General features: G+C 72.3%; 17 protein-coding genes and 1 pseudogene. 3 read left to right on the top strand and 15 right to left on the bottom strand.

The window, feature by feature from the left end:
• Positions 1 to 34: 34 nt before the first annotated feature.
• Positions 35 to 742, bottom strand: coding sequence for a Crp/Fnr family transcriptional regulator (locus ACFY3N_RS08965; RefSeq protein WP_390815917.1), 708 nt, complete (start codon positions 740 to 742; stop codon positions 35 to 37).
• Between the two features lie 549 nt (positions 743 to 1,291).
• Between ACFY3N_RS08965 and ACFY3N_RS08960 the strand changes: the two genes are divergently transcribed.
• The gene (locus ACFY3N_RS08960) at positions 1,292 to 1,579 is read left to right on the top strand and encodes a zinc-ribbon domain-containing protein (RefSeq protein WP_390815916.1); all 288 of its coding nucleotides are present in this window, start codon (positions 1,292 to 1,294) and stop codon (positions 1,577 to 1,579) included.
• On the opposite strand, the gene ACFY3N_RS08955 is transcribed toward ACFY3N_RS08960, so the two are convergent.
• Both ACFY3N_RS08955 and ACFY3N_RS08950 read right to left on the bottom strand, forming a co-directional pair.
• On the bottom strand, positions 1,576 to 2,283 hold the full coding sequence (locus ACFY3N_RS08955; protein ID WP_390816069.1) for a TIGR03943 family putative permease subunit: 708 nt from the start codon (positions 2,281 to 2,283) through the stop codon (positions 1,576 to 1,578). The genes ACFY3N_RS08960 and ACFY3N_RS08955 overlap by 4 nt on opposite strands.
• A gap of 5 nt (positions 2,284 to 2,288) precedes the next feature.
• The gene (locus ACFY3N_RS08950) at positions 2,289 to 3,317 is read right to left on the bottom strand and encodes a permease (protein WP_390815915.1); all 1,029 of its coding nucleotides are present in this window, start codon (positions 3,315 to 3,317) and stop codon (positions 2,289 to 2,291) included.
• A gap of 185 nt (positions 3,318 to 3,502) precedes the next feature.
• Between ACFY3N_RS08950 and ACFY3N_RS08945 the strand changes: the two genes are divergently transcribed.
• Positions 3,503 to 5,377: an NAD-binding protein gene (locus ACFY3N_RS08945; protein ID WP_390816068.1), complete on the top strand. Its 1,875-nt coding sequence runs from the start codon at positions 3,503 to 3,505 to the stop codon at positions 5,375 to 5,377.
• A gap of 245 nt (positions 5,378 to 5,622) precedes the next feature.
• On the opposite strand, the gene ACFY3N_RS08940 is transcribed toward ACFY3N_RS08945, so the two are convergent.
• A complete protein-coding gene (locus tag ACFY3N_RS08940) occupies positions 5,623 to 7,470 on the bottom strand; it encodes a prolyl oligopeptidase family serine peptidase (RefSeq protein WP_390815914.1) in 1,848 nt (615 codons plus the stop codon).
• Positions 7,471 to 7,626: 156 nt separating this feature from the next.
• Here ACFY3N_RS08940 and ACFY3N_RS08935 point away from each other — a divergent pair, with 156 nt between their 5' ends.
• Entirely contained in the window at positions 7,627 to 8,433 is an 807-nt protein-coding gene (locus ACFY3N_RS08935) for an SURF1 family protein (protein ID WP_390815913.1), read from the top strand.
• Positions 8,434 to 8,469: 36 nt separating this feature from the next.
• On the opposite strand, the gene ACFY3N_RS08930 is transcribed toward ACFY3N_RS08935, so the two are convergent.
• The 11 genes and pseudogenes from ACFY3N_RS08930 to ACFY3N_RS08880 form a co-directional block, all read right to left on the bottom strand.
• On the bottom strand, positions 8,470 to 9,681 hold the full coding sequence (locus tag ACFY3N_RS08930; RefSeq protein WP_390815912.1) for a hypothetical protein: 1,212 nt from the start codon (positions 9,679 to 9,681) through the stop codon (positions 8,470 to 8,472).
• Entirely contained in the window at positions 9,678 to 10,253 is a 576-nt protein-coding gene (locus ACFY3N_RS08925) for a SigE family RNA polymerase sigma factor (protein ID WP_030863114.1), read from the bottom strand. The genes ACFY3N_RS08930 and ACFY3N_RS08925 overlap by 4 nt, the downstream gene beginning before the upstream one ends.
• Before the next feature lie 505 nt (positions 10,254 to 10,758).
• Positions 10,759 to 11,832 (bottom strand): aspartate-semialdehyde dehydrogenase, encoded by a 1,074-nt coding sequence (locus ACFY3N_RS08920; RefSeq protein WP_390815911.1) that lies wholly within the window; start codon positions 11,830 to 11,832, stop codon positions 10,759 to 10,761.
• Positions 11,832 to 13,109: an aspartate kinase gene (locus tag ACFY3N_RS08915; protein WP_390815910.1), complete on the bottom strand. Its 1,278-nt coding sequence runs from the start codon at positions 13,107 to 13,109 to the stop codon at positions 11,832 to 11,834. The genes ACFY3N_RS08920 and ACFY3N_RS08915 overlap by 1 nt, the downstream gene beginning before the upstream one ends.
• Before the next feature lie 461 nt (positions 13,110 to 13,570).
• The gene (locus ACFY3N_RS08910) at positions 13,571 to 13,816 is read right to left on the bottom strand and encodes a DUF397 domain-containing protein (RefSeq protein WP_390815909.1); all 246 of its coding nucleotides are present in this window, start codon (positions 13,814 to 13,816) and stop codon (positions 13,571 to 13,573) included.
• Positions 13,813 to 14,730: a DUF5753 domain-containing protein gene (locus ACFY3N_RS08905; RefSeq protein ID WP_390815908.1), complete on the bottom strand. Its 918-nt coding sequence runs from the start codon at positions 14,728 to 14,730 to the stop codon at positions 13,813 to 13,815. The genes ACFY3N_RS08910 and ACFY3N_RS08905 overlap by 4 nt, the downstream gene beginning before the upstream one ends.
• Positions 14,727 to 14,864 carry a hypothetical protein gene (locus ACFY3N_RS08900; protein WP_390815907.1) on the bottom strand — a complete coding sequence of 46 codons (138 nt, stop codon included), beginning with the start codon at positions 14,862 to 14,864 and terminating at the stop codon, positions 14,727 to 14,729. Before ACFY3N_RS08900 ends, ACFY3N_RS08905 begins: the two co-directional genes overlap by 4 nt.
• Before the next feature lie 44 nt (positions 14,865 to 14,908).
• Positions 14,909 to 14,992 (bottom strand): annotated as a pseudogene (locus ACFY3N_RS08895) (signal peptidase I); the annotation flags it as partial.
• A 123-nt stretch (positions 14,993 to 15,115) separates the two neighbouring features.
• On the bottom strand, positions 15,116 to 15,775 hold the full coding sequence (locus ACFY3N_RS08890) for a DUF5063 domain-containing protein (protein WP_390815906.1): 660 nt from the start codon (positions 15,773 to 15,775) through the stop codon (positions 15,116 to 15,118).
• A complete protein-coding gene (gene recR / locus ACFY3N_RS08885) occupies positions 15,768 to 16,367 on the bottom strand; it encodes a recombination mediator RecR (RefSeq protein ID WP_351998019.1) in 600 nt (199 codons plus the stop codon). The genes ACFY3N_RS08890 and recR overlap by 8 nt, the downstream gene beginning before the upstream one ends.
• Before the next feature lie 78 nt (positions 16,368 to 16,445).
• Entirely contained in the window at positions 16,446 to 16,787 is a 342-nt protein-coding gene (locus ACFY3N_RS08880; RefSeq protein WP_351998020.1) for a YbaB/EbfC family nucleoid-associated protein, read from the bottom strand.
• Between the last annotated feature and the right edge of the window lie 123 nt (positions 16,788 to 16,910).

Here is a 16,910-nt window from a genome sequence, read left to right as displayed (position 1 = left end):
GAGGCTAGGAGAGGGTTCGTGAAGTGATCCCGTATCAATACGGGTTGTCATCCATGACTTTGGCGAATTCCAGCAGTTTCGGAACGTCACAGATGGTTATGTTTCGGTAACTGCGTTCCACCAGCCCCATGGCGGTCAGTGTGGCCAGGTTCTTTTCGGCCGTGTTGAGGGCCAGCCCCGCCAGCGACGCTAGTTCCTTCTGGGTGAGCGTCACACCGAGGTCGCAGCGTCTGCCGTCGCCGTCCGGCGCGGGCTGGGCATAGGCCCGGCTCAGCTCGGCCAGCACCCGGGCCAGCCGGGTCAGCGAGTCGTAGGCCTGGAAGTCGATACGGCGCCGGTTGGCCCAGCGCAGCCGGGCGCAGAGCATGTTGAGGATGGCCCGCATGGCGTCCGGGTGGCGGGCCAGCAAGGCCTCCAGGGTCCGCACCTGGATGATCCGCGCGGTGACGTCACTGCACGCGACCACGGTGCCCGACCTGGGGCGCTCCTCGAAGGCCGCCATCTCCCCGACCAGGTCACCCGCTATGCGGACGGCGAGCAGCATGTCGTAGCCGCTCTCCGCGCTGGCGACGACCTTCACGACACCTCTCGTGATCAGCAGAACGTGCCGGCTTCCGTCGCCCTGGTGCAGCAGCGGGCGGTGCGGCGGATAGGTGATCGGGGTGCCCTGCCCGAGAAGTTCTTCCCTTGTCGTATTCCGTAACCGGCCGAGAAACGTGGACGGCGGCCACGCGTGATTCACCAGTACCCCCGACGGTCTCACTCCGCGGCGCAACGCGCGGTTCAAGCCCGACCATGCTGCCGCCAAGCCGAGTTCCTGCACACAGGCGGGCCGGGATGTGGCCTATTTTCTCGCTTCGGAGCCGAAATTGACCGAACCTGATTTCTTTTCGAGTTCAAATGATCAAGTCGAGAAGGCTCACCGCACCTTGATTACCGTCCTGCGCCGGGCCTGGTCCGCCTCCACGAGGCGTATGCCCTGGACCGGGCCGGACGGGACCGTCGGCATGATCACCCGGAGCCGCTGCCGGACGACCGCAGATCATGTCGAACACGTCGGCCCCGCCCCCGTCGGCCGGGGCGACGGCGGCGGACGGCACCCGCGCCCCGCTCAGGGGGCACGGGTCCGGTGGACGGCCCCGGCGCTCCCGGCGGCGTGCCGGTCGCGCCGGCGCCGGGGACTGGTGCGGTGGTGCGGGGTGCGGCAGGGTGGAGGGCGGTCGCGTCGCCGGCCGCGCGCGCCGTCCGGTGCGGTGGTTCGGGGGACCGAGGCCCGGGAAGGATCGACAACATGATCATTTTTGGTACCAAGGGGTATCTGTACCAGCTCGCGATACTGACGCTGGTGTGCGCGCAGTGCGGCAATCCCGCCGCGCACACACTCAGGAAGCGGGTCACCAAGTTCACCCTGTTCTTCGTGCCGCTGTTCCCGGTCTCGACGAAGTACACGACGCAGTGCACTTTCTGCGGCGCGGAGCAGAAGGTCACCGAGGAGCAGGCCGAGCAGCTCCAGGCGCAGGCGGCCGGCGGCGGACAGGGGTACGGGCAGCAGTCGCAGCAGCAGCCCCACCGGTTCTAGCCGCTCCACGCCTGGTCGTACGGGTCCTGCGGGACCGGGACCGGTTCGGCGCGGGTGACCTCGAAGTACGGGACCGGGCCGTCGTTGACGGGATCCTTCGTACGGCGCGGGCTGTAGCGGCCGGTGACCTCCAGCCAGGCGTCCGGCCGCAGGACCGGGGGGACCTCGCCGGTGAGGGCGACCTTGACCGGCTGGGCGTCGGCGGCACAGCAGCTGAGACCCATGCGGACCAGGTACGGGGTGCCGGAGCCGTCCAGGGCCACGAAACCGGTGATGCCGATGACCCGGCCGCGCAGGTGACGGCCGTGGTCGTAGACCGCGCGGGCCGCGTACTCCCCGACTCCCAGGCGCAGGGGCCCCCGCTCGGGCAGCTCCGGATAGCCGAGGGGTTCCCGGAGGGCCGTACCGGTGTGGGTGGCGCTGTAGGAGCCGAGGGCGGGCGGGGCGACCAGGATCAGGGCGAAGAGGGGGAGGGTGAGGAGCCAGGAGACGCGGGGCTCCCGGTGCGGCTCCTCCGGGCCCGGCCCGCGGCGCCCCTCGTACCGGGCGGTCGCCGCCGCCGTCGCGATCAGTACCGCGCCCGACAGCAGGAGCAGCGGGCGCAGCCCCGCCTTCACGTACCGCAGGTGCAGGTCGGTCAGGCCGGCGTGCAGCACCGTCGCGCCGAGGAGGAACAGCAGGGCCGCCTGGGCCTGCCGGTTCAGGGACCTCACAGCAGCACCGCTCCCGTCAGCGCCGAGACGGCCACCGCCAGGGCGAAGGTCGCGGGGGCGAAGCGCAGGGCGAAGGCCCGGCCGAACGTGCCCGCCTGCATCGCGAAGAGCTTCAGGTCGACCATCGGCCCCACGACCAGGAAGGCGAGCCGGGCCGTCGGCGAGAACGGGGTGAGCGACGCCGCCACGAACGCGTCCGCCTCCGAGCAGATCGACAACAGCACCGCCAGCACGGCCAGGGCCAGCACCGACAGCACCGGGCTGCCGGCCGCCGCGCGCAGCCACTCCGCCGGGACCACCGCCTTCAGCGTGGCCGCCGCCATCGCGCCGACCACCAGGTAGCCGCCCGCGTGCGTCACGTCGTGCCGTACCGAGCCCCAGAACGCCGCGCCCCCGCCCCGGCCGTCGTGCGGCGGACGGGAGGGCGGGCGCAGCCGGTCCGCGCGGCCGGGGCGCTGCCACAGCCAGCCCATCGCGCACGCCACCAGCAGGCTCGCGGCGAAACGGGCGAGGACCATCTCGGGGGCGTCGGGGAAGGCGACCGCCGTCGCCGTCAGCACGACCGGGTTGATCGCGGGGGCGGAGAGCAGGAACGCCAGGGCGGCGGCCGGCGTCACTCCCCTGCGCACCAGCGCGCCCGCCACCGGGACGGACGCGCACTCGCAGCCCGGCAGCACCGCCCCCGCCGCGCCCGCGACGGGTACGGCCAGCGCGGGGCGCTTCGGCAGGGCGCGGGCGAAGAACGACGGCGGGACGAACACCGTGATCGCCGCCGACAGCAGGACGCCGAGCACCAGGAAGGGAAGGGCCTGGAGGACGACCGCCACGAACACCGTCATCCAGCTCTGCGTCACCGGCGCGGCCAGGGCGCGGCGAACGGGGTCCTGGAACATCACGGCCGTGAGGAGGACGAGGACGAGGAGGAGCGGCGGGGTGAGGTGACGGGACTCCTCGTCGTGCGCCTTCCCCTCCCGGCCGTCCGCCGGTTCCTCCGTTCCGCGCGGGGATGGTTCGGTGATGGCCACGGGCCGGGTGCACCTCCGATGTGCGCGCGAGGGAGCGGGGCCGCTCGGGCCCCTCCCCTTGGTACGGAGGGCGGGGCGCGGCCGTTCAGCCGCGGCCTGGAACCACCCGTCACCATGAGGCAGTCTTCTTCCCCGTGGTGAGCCTCCTTCCCAACCCCGCCCCGCCCGGAGACCCGTCCGCGCACATGGTGGTGTGCGGCGACGACGGGCTGGCGCACCGGCTCGCCGCCGAACTGCGCGGTGTGTACCGCGAGCAGGTGACCCTCGTCGTGCCGCCGGCCGGGCGCGGCGGACGGCAGCCGGTGGTGGGGCGGGCCCGCGCGGCCTCCGCCGCCCTGCTCGGCCGGGTCGTGACCGCCGTCAACCGGAACAACGGCGGGTCCGACGACACCTCGGCGCCCGGCGAACGGATCGTGGAGGCCGCCGAACCGACCGAGGCCGTGCTCGCCGAGGTCGGGGTGGAACGGGCCGCCGCGCTGGCGCTGGTGTACGACGACGACGAGACCAACATCCGCGCCGCCCTGAACGCCCGCCGGCTCAACCCCCGGCTGCGGCTCGTCCTCCGGCTCTACAACCGACGGCTGGGACAGCACATCGAGGAACTCCTCGACCAGGCCGCCGAGGTGGCGGGCGGTGGCGGCGCGGCGGGACACGGCGGGGCCGACATCGCCACGACCGTGCTGTCCGACGCCGACACGGCCGCGCCCGCGCTGGTCGCCACCGCGCTCGTCGGCACCGGCAAGGTCGTCGACGCGGAGGGGTTGCTGCTGCGGGCGGTGGAGCGCCGGCCCCCGGGTCCGGGCGAGGTGGCCGATCCGGGACTGTGCACCCTCGCGCTGCTCTCCGCGACCAGCAACGACCCCGCCGGGGACGAGGGTTCGGAGGACAGCGGCGAGCACGGGCCGCGACTGCTGCCCGACGCGGCGGCGGTAGCGGCCGCGACCGGGCGGGGGACGGTGGTGCTGGAGCAACTGTCCTACTCCGGGCCCCCGTTGCCGGCCGGGCGGGGCGGTCCGCCGTTCGCCTCGCTGTTCTCGCGGCGGCTGCGGTGGTCGCTGGCGGGGCTGGTGGCGGCGGTGATCGCGCTCGCCGTCGCCCTGACGGTGGTGACCCGGGACCATCCGCTGCACGCCACGTACGTCACGCTGCTCGACCTCTTCGCGATCAACGAGCCCGCGCACCACCAGTCCACCGGGCGGCAGGTGCTGCAACTGCTGTCCATGCTGGTGGGGTTGCTGCTGCTGCCGGTGCTGCTGGCGGCGGTGCTGGAGGCGCTGGGGACGTTCCGCACGGCGTCGGCGCTGCGGAAGCCGCCGCGCGGGCTGGGCGGCCACGTCGTGCTGCTCGGACTGGGCAAGATCGGGACGCGGGTGCTGACGCGGCTGCGGGAGCTGCACATCCCGGTGGTGTGCGTCGAGGCCGATCCGGAGGCCCGGGGAATGGCCGTGGCGCGGCGGCTGCGGGTGCCGGTGGTGCTGGGGGACGTCACGCAGGAGGGGGTGCTGGAGTCCGCGAAGATCCATCGTGCGGACGCGTTGCTGGCGCTGACCAGCGCGGACACGACGAACCTGGAGGCGGTGCTGTACGCGCGGTCCGTACGGCCGGATCTGCGGGCGGTGCTGCGGCTGTACGACGACGACTTCGCGAAGGCGGTGTACCGGACGCTGCGGACCGCGCACCCCTCGGCGCTGACGCGGAGCCGGAGTGTCTCCCACCTGGCCGCGCCCGCGTTCGCCGGGGCGATGATGGGGCGGCAGATCCTGGGGGCGATTCCGGTGGAGCGGCGGGTGCTGCTGTTCGCGGCGGTCGTCGTGGGCGGGTACGCGCAGCTGGAGGGGCGGACGGTGGGGGAGGCGTTCCGGGCCGGTGCCTGGCGGGTGCTGGCGCTGGACACGGCGGGGTCCGCCTCCGGCGGGGAGGGGGTTCCGGGTTCCGGGCTGGTGTGGGACCTCCCTGACACGTATGTGCTGCGTGCGGAGGACCGGGTGGTGCTGGCCGCCACCCGGCGGGGGCTGGCGGAGTTGCTGGGTCGGCGGGCGCGGCCGCGGAGCGCGCGGTAGCGCGTGCCGCGTGCCGCCGGCGGGAGGGCTTCACTGGCCCGCGCTTGCGGGGTACGCGGGGCTGCCGCCGGGCGGGGGCGGGTTTCACTTGCCCGCGTTCGCGGGGTGCCGCTGCGCCCACCCTCCCCCACTCTCGGCTCCGCTCGAGCGGGGGACCCCCATCGCCCCAGCGGCACGACTGACTGCAGCTGCGGGGCGGGGCGGGGCGGCTGACCGCAGCTGCGGGGCGGGGCGGCTGACCGCGGCTATGCGGGCAGGTGCTTGGCTGCGAAGTCGAGTTCCAGGCGGACCTGTTTGATGCGTTCGTCGACCACCAGGGAGCCGTGGCCCGCGTCGTAGCGGTAGACCTCGTGGACCGCGTCCCGGGACTCCAGGCGTTTGACGTAGTTCTCGATCTGCTGGATGGGGCAGCGCGGGTCGTTGACGCCCGCCGAGATGTAGACCGGGGCCTTGACCCGGTCGACGTAGGTGATCGGGGAGGACGCCTCGAAGCGGTCGGGGACCTCCTCCGGGGTGCCGCCGAGCAGCGTGCGGTCCATCGCCTTCAGCGCTTCCATCTCGTCGTGGTACGCCGTGACGTAGTCCGCGACCGGGACCGCCGCGATGCCCACCGCCCACGCGTCGGGCTGGACGCCGATGCCGAGCAGGGTGAGGTAGCCGCCCCAGGAACCACCGGTGAGGATCAGCCGGGCCGGGTCGGCGAGCCCGGAGGCGACCGCCCACTCCCGCACCGCCGCGATGTCCTCCAGCTCGATCAGGCCCACCCGGTGCTTCAGGGCGTCGGTCCAGGCGCGGCCGTAGCCCGTGGAACCCCGGTAGTTGACGCGGACCACCGCGTATCCGTGGTCGACCCAGGCGGCCGGGGCGGCCGCGAAGGAGTCGCTGTCGTGCCAGGTGGGGCCGCCGTGGATGTCGAAGACCGTCGGGAGCGGACCGCTCGCGCCGGCCGGCTTCTGGACGAGCGCGTGGATGCGGCCGCCCGGGCCCTCCACCCACACGTCCTCCACCGGGACCGACCCGGGCGACTTCATCCCGGGCGGGTCGAGGACCACGTCGCCCGTCGTGGAGCGCACCGTCGGCGGCTGGGCCGCCGACGACCACAGGTACTCCACGCTGCCGTCGGGCCGGGCCGTCGCACCCGAGACCGCGCCGCGCGGGGTGGGGATCCTCACCAGCCGGCGCTCGGCCAGGTCGTAGCGGAACAGCTCGCCGCGGGCCTCGAAGCCGTGCACGACGAGCAGCCCCGTGCCGTCCGGGTACCACTCGGCGCTCACGTCACCGGGCAGCTCCAGCGCGAGGTCCGTCTCCTCCCCCGTCGCCACGTCCCACACCAGGGGCTCCCAGCGTCCGCGCCGCTGGTGCCCGATGAGCAGCCGGGTGTCGCCCGCCACCGGCGCGAAGCCCAGCACCTCCAGGCCCAGCTCCCGGGTGCCGCCCCCGGTGTCGTCGAGCTCGGCGACCGTCGTGCCGTCGGGCCGCAGCACCCGCAGCGCGGAGTGCATCGCGTCTCCGTGCTCGGTGTGCTCCACGGCGATCAGCGAACCGTCGTGGGAGAGGTCGCCGACGCCCGCCGACTCGCGGTGCCGGTAGATCTCCACGGGCGCCTCGCCCGTGCGGGCCAGGTGGATCGTCGTACCGTCCTCGTCCGTGGAACGGCCCACGACCGCCGTGCGGCCGTCCCGGCCGAGCGCGAGCCCCGCCGGGTACGAGGGGTCCAGTCCCGGTGCCGCGAGTTCGTCCTCGCCGCCCCAGAACCGCTGCCGGCGCCACACGCCGAACTCGTCGCCGTCCTTGTCGTCGAACCACCAGATCCACTCGCCGTCCGGCGAGAGCACGCCGTCCGTCGTGCCGTTGGGCCGGTCCGTCACCTGCCGCTGCTCGCCCGTCGCCCGGTCCCAGGCGTACAGCTCGTACGTCCCCGTCGCGTTCGACACGAACAGGGAGCGGTCGGGGGCGTCCTCCGCCCAGTCGGGCAGGGACACCCGGGGCGCGCGGAAGCGCTTCTCCCAGTCGGGCATGCCCGTGCCCTGTGCCACTCGTTCGGTCTGGTGGTCGGCCCGGCCCGGCGCGTCGGACCCGTTGCTCTCAGTCATGACCCCATACTGCCCGCCCCGGAGGGCATCGCGCCGCCGAGCTCCCCAGCCTGTGGACAACTTCTTCCCGATCTTTCACCGGCCCCTCCTGGAGACGGCCGCCGCGCGGCGACCCCGCGGGACGGGAACCACCCGCGGACCCGTACCGTTGAGGGCGTGTACCGGTTTCTGCTGACGCCCCGCTGGTGGGGGATCAACGTCTTCCTGCTGCTCTCCATCCCCTTCTGCGTCTTCATGGGGTCCTGGCAGCTGGGCCGGTTCGAGGACCGGGTGGACAGCCACCGCGACGCCGAGGCGCGGATCGCCACGGACAAGCGGGAGGCGGCCAGGCCCCTGGACGAGCTGCTGCCCGTGACCAAGGCCACCTCCGGCAAGCAGGCCACCGCGAGCGGCCGGTACGACACCCAGCTGCTGGTGCCCGACCGCGCGCTGGACGGCGAGGACGGCTACTACGTCCTGACCCTGCTGCGCACCGGCACCGGCCGCGCCCTGCCCGTCGTCCGGGGCTGGCTGCCCGGCACCCCCGACCCGGCCGAGGTGCCCGCGGCGCCCACCGGTGAGGTCACCGTCACCGGCGCGCTCCAGGCCTCCGAGACACCGGGCAGCAACGGCGTCAGCGCCCGCGGCGGCCTGCCGCGGGGGCAGACGGCGGCGATCAGCGCGGCGTCGCTGGTGAACCTCGTGGAGTACGACGTGTACGACGCCTGGGTCACGCTCAACCGCGGCGACGCGGGGATGCGGGCGGTGCCGGCGACCGCGCCGGGCGGCACCGGGCTGGATCTGAAGGCGTTCCAGAACCTCGGCTACACCGCCGAGTGGTTCGCCTTCGTGGGCTTCGTCGTCTTCATGTGGTTCCGGCTGTTCCGCCGCGAGCTGGAGTTCGTCCGCGACGCGGAACTGGGCCTGGCCCCGGACGAGGACGGGCAGCGGGAACCGGAGCGGTCGAGTCCGTCAGCGGTCTGACGACGGGCCGGACCACGGCCCCGAGGGCCGTCCCCGTCACACCCCCGTCAGCAGCCCCGTGTAGTACACCGTGCCCGCGCACGCGTTGCCGACCGTCGTGGTGGCCGAGCCCGAGCCCGTGGACGGCGTGTACGTCACCGCCACGCTGCCGTCGGCCGGGACGTCCTCCGTGACCAGCTGGGTGGACGTGCCGCTGTCGGTGCCCGTGGACGCGCCGGTCGTCGTGGTCGGGTCGCCGGTCGGCGACGGGTCGGGCGAGGGTCCGCCGGTGCCGCCGTCCGTGCCGTCGCCCGGGGCCGTGCAGGTCTCGGAGGGCACCCAGGCGAACCTCACCTCGTACGCCGCACCCGGCTTGAGCACCAGCCGCGCGGCCTCCAGGGAGGGGTCGGGCAGTCCGGCCGCCGCGTCCCCCGCCGCATGCGGCGCCGAGCCCACCTTGGTGGCGTCGGCGGCGCCCTGCGGGACCGCGCTCACGGAGCCGGCGCCCTCGACGGCACAGGTCACGGTGGAGACGTTGACGACCCGGAAGGAACCGTAGACCGCGCCCGTGGATTCGGGGGCGGCACTGGAGGCGGTCGCCGGACCGAGCTGGGCGGCGGTGCAGGCGGGCACCCCGGCGACGGCGGTGGACGAGGGGTCGGCGCCCTCCGTCGTCCCCGTGCCGGAGCCGGTGCTCGAGCCGCTCTCGTCCTCGTCCTCCTTCTCGCCCCGGTCGGTCCCCTCGACCCGGTCCGAGGCGCCGCCCGCGGTGCTCTCCCCGCCCTTGGGGTCCTCACCCCGGCCGGTGCCGCCCTGCGTCTGCTCGGCGTGGCCGACGGCGGAGGGGTTGGCGTCGGAGTCGGCGACGCCGGAGACGTGGACGAGGGCGGGGACGGCGGTGCCGAGGAAGAGGGCGGCCGCGGCCGCGCCGACGAGGGCCTGGCGTTTGCGGGCCCGGCGGGCGGGGACGGCCCGGCGCAGGTAGTCCAGGGTGCCGTCGCCCGGTTCCACGTCCCGCACCGCCTGCCGCAGCAGGGTGCGCAGTTCCAGCTCGTCCGCGTCGAGCCCCTCGGAGCCCTGTTCGTCCAGGCCGTCGTTCACAGTTCCGTTCCCAGCGTGCGTGTGCTTCGGTTCGTTCCCGTCGTCGGATTCCCGTGCGCCCCCGGGCGCGGCCACGCCCTCGGGCTCCCGCGCGGCGCCGGACGGGCGGGAGGTCCCCCGGACCTCCGGCCCGCGCTCCTCGCGCCGCGCGTCCTCGCCGTCGCTCATGCCGGCGCCTCCATGGCCAGCCGCAGCGCCGCGATACCGCGTGAGCCGTACGCCTTCACCGAGCCCAGCGAGATGCCGAGGGTCTCGGCGACCTGCGCCTCGGTCATGTCCGCGAAGTAGCGCAGCACCAGCACCTCGCGCTGGCGGCGCTGGAGGCCCTTCATCGCCTTGATGAGGGAGTCGCGCTCCAGCTGGTCGTAGGCGCCCTCCTCCGCGCTCGCCATGTCGGGCATGGGCTTGGAGAGCAGCTTGAGGCCGAGGATGCGGCGGCGCAGCGCGGAACGGGACAGATTGACGACCGTCTGGCGCAGATAGGCCAGGGTCTTCTCCGGGTCCCGGACGCGTTTGCGGGCGGAGTGGACGCGGATGAACGCCTCCTGCACGACGTCCTCGCAGGAGGCGGTGTCGTCGAGGAGGAGCGCCGCGAGGCCCAGCAGCGAGCGGTAGTGCGCGCGGTAGGTCTCGGTGAGATGGTCGACGGTGGTGCCGGCCGCCACGACGTCGTCGGTGCCGTCACGTTGACCTGGTATGCGGGCGGGGCGCGCTGCGGGCATGGGCGCGATCACCGGCATGCCGCCGGACGCGCCGGACATGCGGGGCCGGCGAGCCTGGCGGGGCGGCCTGAGGGCCGTGCCGCGCGGCGCTGTGAAGTCGAGTACCTCAGCCACGCCAGTTGGACACGCTTCCCCTCATGAGGGTTGTACGCGCCGGGCGTCACTTTTGCGGCGGCCGGTGCGATCGGCCGCCCGCCCGCGTCAGGCAGCACCACCGACAGCACATCGAATGCCCTCATGCGTCCCGCTCTTCCCCTGTATCCCATGTGAACGGACGTCCCCACGCCCGGTTCCGGACGTCCCCACGCCCGGAGAGCGCGCCCCCACGCCCTCCCGGTAGGGGTGACCGCAAAGACGCTCCCCGCCCTCCGCGCGGTTGCGGAGAACGGGGAGGTGAATCCTCGTACAAGCCTGGTTCAATCCTCGGTTGCCGGAACGGCCTGATCAAGAGGATCCGACCGGGAATCCGGCCGACAGGACTTGCACAGATCCTACAAATGAATCTTCCGCGCTCCAGAACTTTTCACCGTTCGGCCGCCACGAGTTCGGCGATCTGCGCGGTGTTGAGCGCCGCTCCCTTGCGCAGGTTGTCCCCGCACACGAAGAGCTCCAGCGCGGTGGGATCGTCCAGGGCCCGCCGTACCCGCCCGACCCAGGTCGGATCGGTGCCGACGACGTCGGCGGGGGTGGGGAACTCCCCCGCGGCCGGGTTGTCGAACAGGACCACTCCGGGCGCCGTGGCGAGGATCTCGCGGGCCTTGTCGACGGTGACCTCGCCCTCGAAGCGGGCGTGCACGGTGAGGGAGTGCGTGGTGACCACCGGGACGCGTACGCAGGTGACCGCCACGGGCAGGGAGGGCAGGCCGAGGATCTTGCGGGTCTCGTCCCGGACCTTCATCTCCTCCGAGGACCAGCCGTCCTCCCGCAGCGACCCGGCCCACGGTACGACGTTCAGCGCGACCGGCTCCGGGAACGGCCCGGTGTTGTCCCCCACGGCCCGCCGTACGTCACCGGGGCTGGTCCCCAGTTCCGTGCCGGCCACCAGGGAGAGCTGCTCGCGCAGGGTCCGCACGCCCGCGTGTCCGGCGCCGCTGACCGCCTGGTACGACGAGACGACCAGCTCGCGCAGGCCGAACTCGGCGTGCAGCGCGCCCAGCGCGACGATCATCGACAGGGTGGTGCAGTCCGGGTTCGCGACGATCCCGCGCGGACGCCTCCGCACGGCGTGCGGGTTGACCTCGGGGACGACGAGCGGCACGTCCGGGTCCATCCGGAACGCGCCCGAGTTGTCGACCACCACCGCGCCCCGCGCGGCGGCGAGGGGCGCCCACCGCTCGGCGACCTCGTCGGGCACGTCGAACATCGCGACGTCGACCCCGTCGAAGGCCTCCTCGGTGAGCGCCACGACCTCGGTCTCCTCGCCGCGCACGGCCAGCTTGCGGCCGGCCGAGCGCGGGGAGGCGACGAGTCGGATCTCGCCCCAGACGTCCGCCCGCTGGGACAGGATCTGGAGCATGACCGCACCGACGGCCCCGGTCGCCCCCACGACCGCGAGTGTCGGCCGCCCGGAACGTCCGGGCCCCGCGGTCCCGGCCATCAGCGGCCGGTGCCTCCGTAGACCACGGCCTCGTCGCTGTCGGAGTCCAGGCCGAAGGCGGAGTGCACGGCGCGGACGGCCTCCGGCACGTCGTCCTTGCGGGTGACGACCGAGATGCGGATCTCGGAGGTCGAGATCAGCTCGATGTTCACCCCGGCGTCGCTGAGCGCCGTGAAGAAGTCGGCGGTGACGCCCGGGTTGGTCTTCATGCCGGCGCCGACCAGGGAGATCTTGCCGATCTGGTCGTCGTAGCGCAGGGAGTCGAAGCCGATGGTGCTCTTGTTCTTCTCCAGGGCGTCGATGGCCTTGCGGCCCTCGGTCTTCGGCAGGGTGAAGGAGATGTCCGTCAGGCCCGTGGAGGCGGCGGACACGTTCTGCACGACCATGTCGATGTTGATCTCGGCATCGGCGATCGTGCGGAAGATCGAGGCGGCCTCGCCGGGCTTGTCGGGTACGCCGACGACCGTGACCTTGGCCTCGGAGGTGTCGTGCGCGACACCGGAGATGAGAGCCTGCTCCACCTGCTTGTCCCCTTGCTTCATCGGCTCGCTGCTGACCCACGTGCCCTGCAGTCCGCTGAAGGACGAGCGGACGTGGATCGGGATGTTGTACCGGCGGGCGTACTCCACGCAGCGGTGGAGCAGCACCTTGGACCCGGAGGCCGCCAGTTCGAGCATGTCCTGGAACGCGATCCAGTCGATCTTCCGGGCCTTCTTCACCACACGCGGGTCGGCGGTGAACACGCCGTCGACGTCCGTGTAGATCTCGCACACCTCGGCGTCGAGCGCCGCGGCGAGGGCGACGGCGGTGGTGTCGGAGCCGCCGCGGCCGAGCGTGGTGATGTCCTTGGTGTCCTGGCTGACGCCCTGGAACCCGGCGACGATGGCGATGTTGCCCTCGTCCACCGAGGCCTTGATCCGGCCCGGCGTGACATCGATGATGCGGGCTTTGTTGTGGACCGAGTCGGTGATGACACCTGCCTGGCTGCCGGTGAAGCTCTGGGCGTTGTGGCCCAGGTTTTTGATCGCCATGGCCAGCAGGGCCATGGAGATCCGCTCTCCGGCGGTCAGCAGCATGTCGAGCTCGCGCCCGGCAGGGATCGGGGAAACCTGCTCGGCGAGATCGATCAGCTCGTCCGTCGTGTCGCCCATCGCGGAAACCACGGCGACCACCTGGTGGCCGTTCTTCTTGGCTTCCACGATCCGCTTGGCGACGCGCTTGATGCCCTCGGCATCGGCTACGGAGGAGCCTCCGTACTTCTGCACGACAAGGCCCACGTGCGCTCCTCGCTCAGTCCGTCGTTTTCCGCGGTCCGCACACATAGGTGTACGCCGCGGTCGGCTCAGTCTATCGAGCGTCCGAAAATCCCCTCCGGGATATCGCATGGTGAGACTCCCCGGCGCTCGTGCAGGGGGCTCCTTCCCATCCCGACGCGCCCCACGCGGAAAAGCGACCCGCGTCACACGCGGGCCCGCCACTCTCCCGGGGGCCGGGGAGGAACGCCTCCGGGACGGCCCCGTGGACGACCACCGGCCCTTCCGCCTCGATCCGGCCACGCACTCCCGGCGCGGATCGTGCGCGATCTCCGTCGTCCGCTCGTCGGCCTCACGCAGCGGCGCTGTCCGATCACGGAACGTCACCCTTACGGGGTGCGTCGCCTCAGCTCACGTGCAGACTTGGTTTGGTTGGACATTTCAACCAACCCGGAAAACCCAGGGGAAGAGCTCGGAGCCCGGGCTCAGGCCCCGGGCTGAACCGCGGAAACGAACGCCGCCCAGGCGGGCGCGGCGATACGGAGTTCGGGGCCGGCGGGGGCGGTCTTGGAGTCACGGACGTGGACGGCACCGCAGCGGGCGACCTCGACGCAGGCACCGCCCTCGTTGTCGCTGTAGCTCGACTTGAACCACGCCAGTGCGACCTCGACGCAGTCGCCGCCCTCGTTGTCGCTGTAGCTCGACTTGAACCACTTCAGCTGGTCGCTCACGGCTGATTCACCATCCGCTCGATGAGACGGGCCGACTCGTCGGGGTCGAGGGCCCGCGTGCGGATCATGCTAAGCCGCTCGGTCACACGGCTGACAACCCCTGGTTCGGCCGAAAGCTCGCTGGCGAACGCGCCTTCCATGAAGGCGAATCGCTCGTGGTCGTGCCCCTCCACCAGCACCATGGGGCCCATCAGCGCGTCACTGAACGCCCGCTCGAACGGCAGCACCTGCAACACCACGTTGCGCAGCCGGGAGACCTCCAGCAACCGCTGGAGCTGCTCCGTGTCCGCCAACGGGCTGCGCAGTACGGCCTCGTAGAGGACGAAGCTCAGTCCGACCGGCGGCTTGCGCTCCGTGAGGATGGCCTGCCGCTCCATCCGGGCCGCCACCCGCTCCTCCACCGTCTCCTCGTCCAGGGGCGGGATGCGGTTGTCGATGAGCGCCCGCGCGTACGCCCGGGTCTGCAACAGGCCCGGTACCAGCGCGACTCCGTACGACCAGAGGCTCGTCGCCTCCCGCTCCCGTTCGATGAAGTCCACCGCCCGCGCGGAGTACCGCTCCCTCCGCACGTACTCCTTCGCCGCGCTCAACATTCCTTGCGCGCCGCACAGTTCGTCCGCCACGTCGAGCACCCTGGGCGTCGGCATCCGTACGCCGCGCTCCATGGACGCGATGGTTTCCGGGGCGTAGTTGGCGGCGGCGGCCAGCGCCTCGCGGCTGATGTTGGCCAGGGTGCGCCAGCGCTTGAGCTGGTTGCCGCCGTAGCACCAGGCGGCGGGGGGCTGGGAGTTGTTGTTGTTCGAGACCGGCACGGCGCCTACCTCCGACGGGTACACCACGGCGTGCGTCTCCACGCCGGCCACCGAGCGTAGACCGCAGGACAGCACCGCGTGACCGAGACGAGTGCGATTCACCGCCCCGTGTGGACGACCTCCCCTGCCACCGCCCGCGCGGCCTGCCTGCGGGAGTGCCAGTCGGCGTCGGACGGCTCGGGCCGGCTCTCGCGGAGTCGGCGCTCGGCCTCGGTCCAGTTGCCGTACCGGGTCATCGGGCCTCTCCGCCCTCCGCCGTCTTGCTGTGACGCGGATCCTAGATGCCCTTGAAGTGCCCCGGGATCCAGCCCCGGTCCAGCGCCGCGTCCTTGCCCGCGTGGCCCACGTACACGGTGTCGTCCACGCGGCGGAGGCCAGCAGGGGCGCACCCGTCCGGAAAAGCGTGAGCACACCGGGCGACACCGTCCATCAAGTGCTCATTCGAGAGCTCAATGGACACTCGCCCGCCCTGTGCTCACGCTTTTTCTCACGTGACCGGGCGCATCCCCAGCGGGGTGCCGAGCTCCTCCGCCATGACCTTGCCCGCCTCGAACTCCAGGGTGTCGTCACCCATGCCCTGGTCGGTGTCGAGGCCGTCGAGTTCGGCGAGGGGCTGGTTCAGGCGGACGTGGGCGACCACCGACTGGAGGGCGCGCAGAGCAGCGGACGCGGTGGAGCCCCAGTTGGAGAAGTAGGAGAACTGCCACCACCACAGGGCCTCCGTGGTGCGGCCGGCCTTGTAGTGGGCCATGCCGTGGCGGAGGTCGGTGATGACGTCGGTGAGGTCGTCGGAGATGCGGGCCGGGACCGGGGCCCGGCGGGGCTCGTAGGGGTCGAAGACCTCCGAGTAGACGTCGATCGGGTCGAGCATGCGGGCGAGGTTCTCGCGGAGTTCGTCCACGTCGGCCTCCGGGCCCAGGTCGGGCTCGTAGCGCTCGTCGGGGACGATGTCCTCGTGCGCGCCCAGGCGGCCGCCGGCCAGGAGGAGCTGGGAGACCTCCAGGAGGAGGAAGGGGACCGCCGAGTCCGGCTCGTCGCCCTTCGCGACCTCCGTGACGGCGACCAGGAAGCTCTCGATCTGATCCGCGATCTGGACCGCGAAGTCGTCGGGGTTCCGGTCGGTCGCGTGCAGCGTGGCATCAGACATCTAGGAGTCGTCTCCCCTCGAAGGCGCGGCCGAGGGTGACCTCGTCCGCGTATTCCAGGTCGCCACCCACCGGGAGGCCGCTGGCCAGGCGTGTGACCTTCAGGCCCATGGGCTTGATCATGCGGGCGAGGTACGTCGCCGTGGCCTCGCCCTCGAGGTTGGGGTCCGTGGCCAGGATGAGCTCCGTGACCGTGCCGTCGGCCAACCGCGCGAGGAGTTCTCGTATCCGCAGGTCGTCCGGGCCCACCCCGTCGATCGGGCTGATCGCGCCGCCCAGCACGTGGTAGCGGCCGCGGAACTCACGGGTCCGCTCGATCGCCACGACGTCCTTGGGCTCCTCCACGACGCAGATGACGGCCGGGTCGCGGCGGGTGTCGCGGCAGATGGCGCACTGCTCCTCCTGCGCGACGTTCCCGCAGGTCGCGCAGAAGCGGACCTTCGCCTTGACCTCCATCAGCGCGTGCGCCAGACGCCGTACGTCCGTCGGTTCCGCCTGGAGGATGTGGAAGGCGATCCGCTGCGCGCTCTTGGGACCGACGCCGGGCAGCCGCCCCAGCTCGTCGATGAGGTCCTGGACCACGCCTTCGTACAACGGACTGCCGTCCCTTCCTGGTGTTCCTTCAGTACGTACGGTAGAGGCCCGCGGGCCGTCCGAGAAAGGCCGGGGAGGTCAGAAGGGGAGGCCGGGGATGCCTCCGCCGCCCAGCCCCTGGGCCAGCGGGCCGAGCTTCTGCTGCTGGAGGGCCTGGGCGTTCTCGTTGGCCGCCTGGACCGCCGCGACGATCAGGTCGGCGAGGGTCTCGGTGTCCTCCGGGTCCACCGCCTTCGGGTCGATCACGAGGCCGCGCAGCTCGCCGGAGCCGGTGACGGTGGCCTTCACCAGACCGCCTCCCGACTGTCCGTCGACCTCGGTCCTCGCCAGCTCCTCCTGGGCCCTGGCCAGGTCCTGCTGCATCTTCTGGGCCTGCTGGAGCAGCTGCTGCATGTTCGGCTGGCCACCACCGGGGATCACGATTGGGCTCCTTGGTCGGTCCGTCGGTAAGGGTTTTACCGTTCGGCACGAGCCTACGTGGTCACGGGAGCCGTTGCTCCGGCACTCTTTCGAGTGAGTCACGGTGGGGCCCTATACCTGATC

This window comes from Streptomyces sp. NPDC000348, from assembly GCF_042898795.1.
In the GTDB taxonomy this organism is placed as follows: Bacteria; Actinomycetota; Actinomycetes; order Streptomycetales; family Streptomycetaceae; genus Streptomyces.
This window is presented reverse-complemented; position numbering and strand designations above follow the sequence as displayed.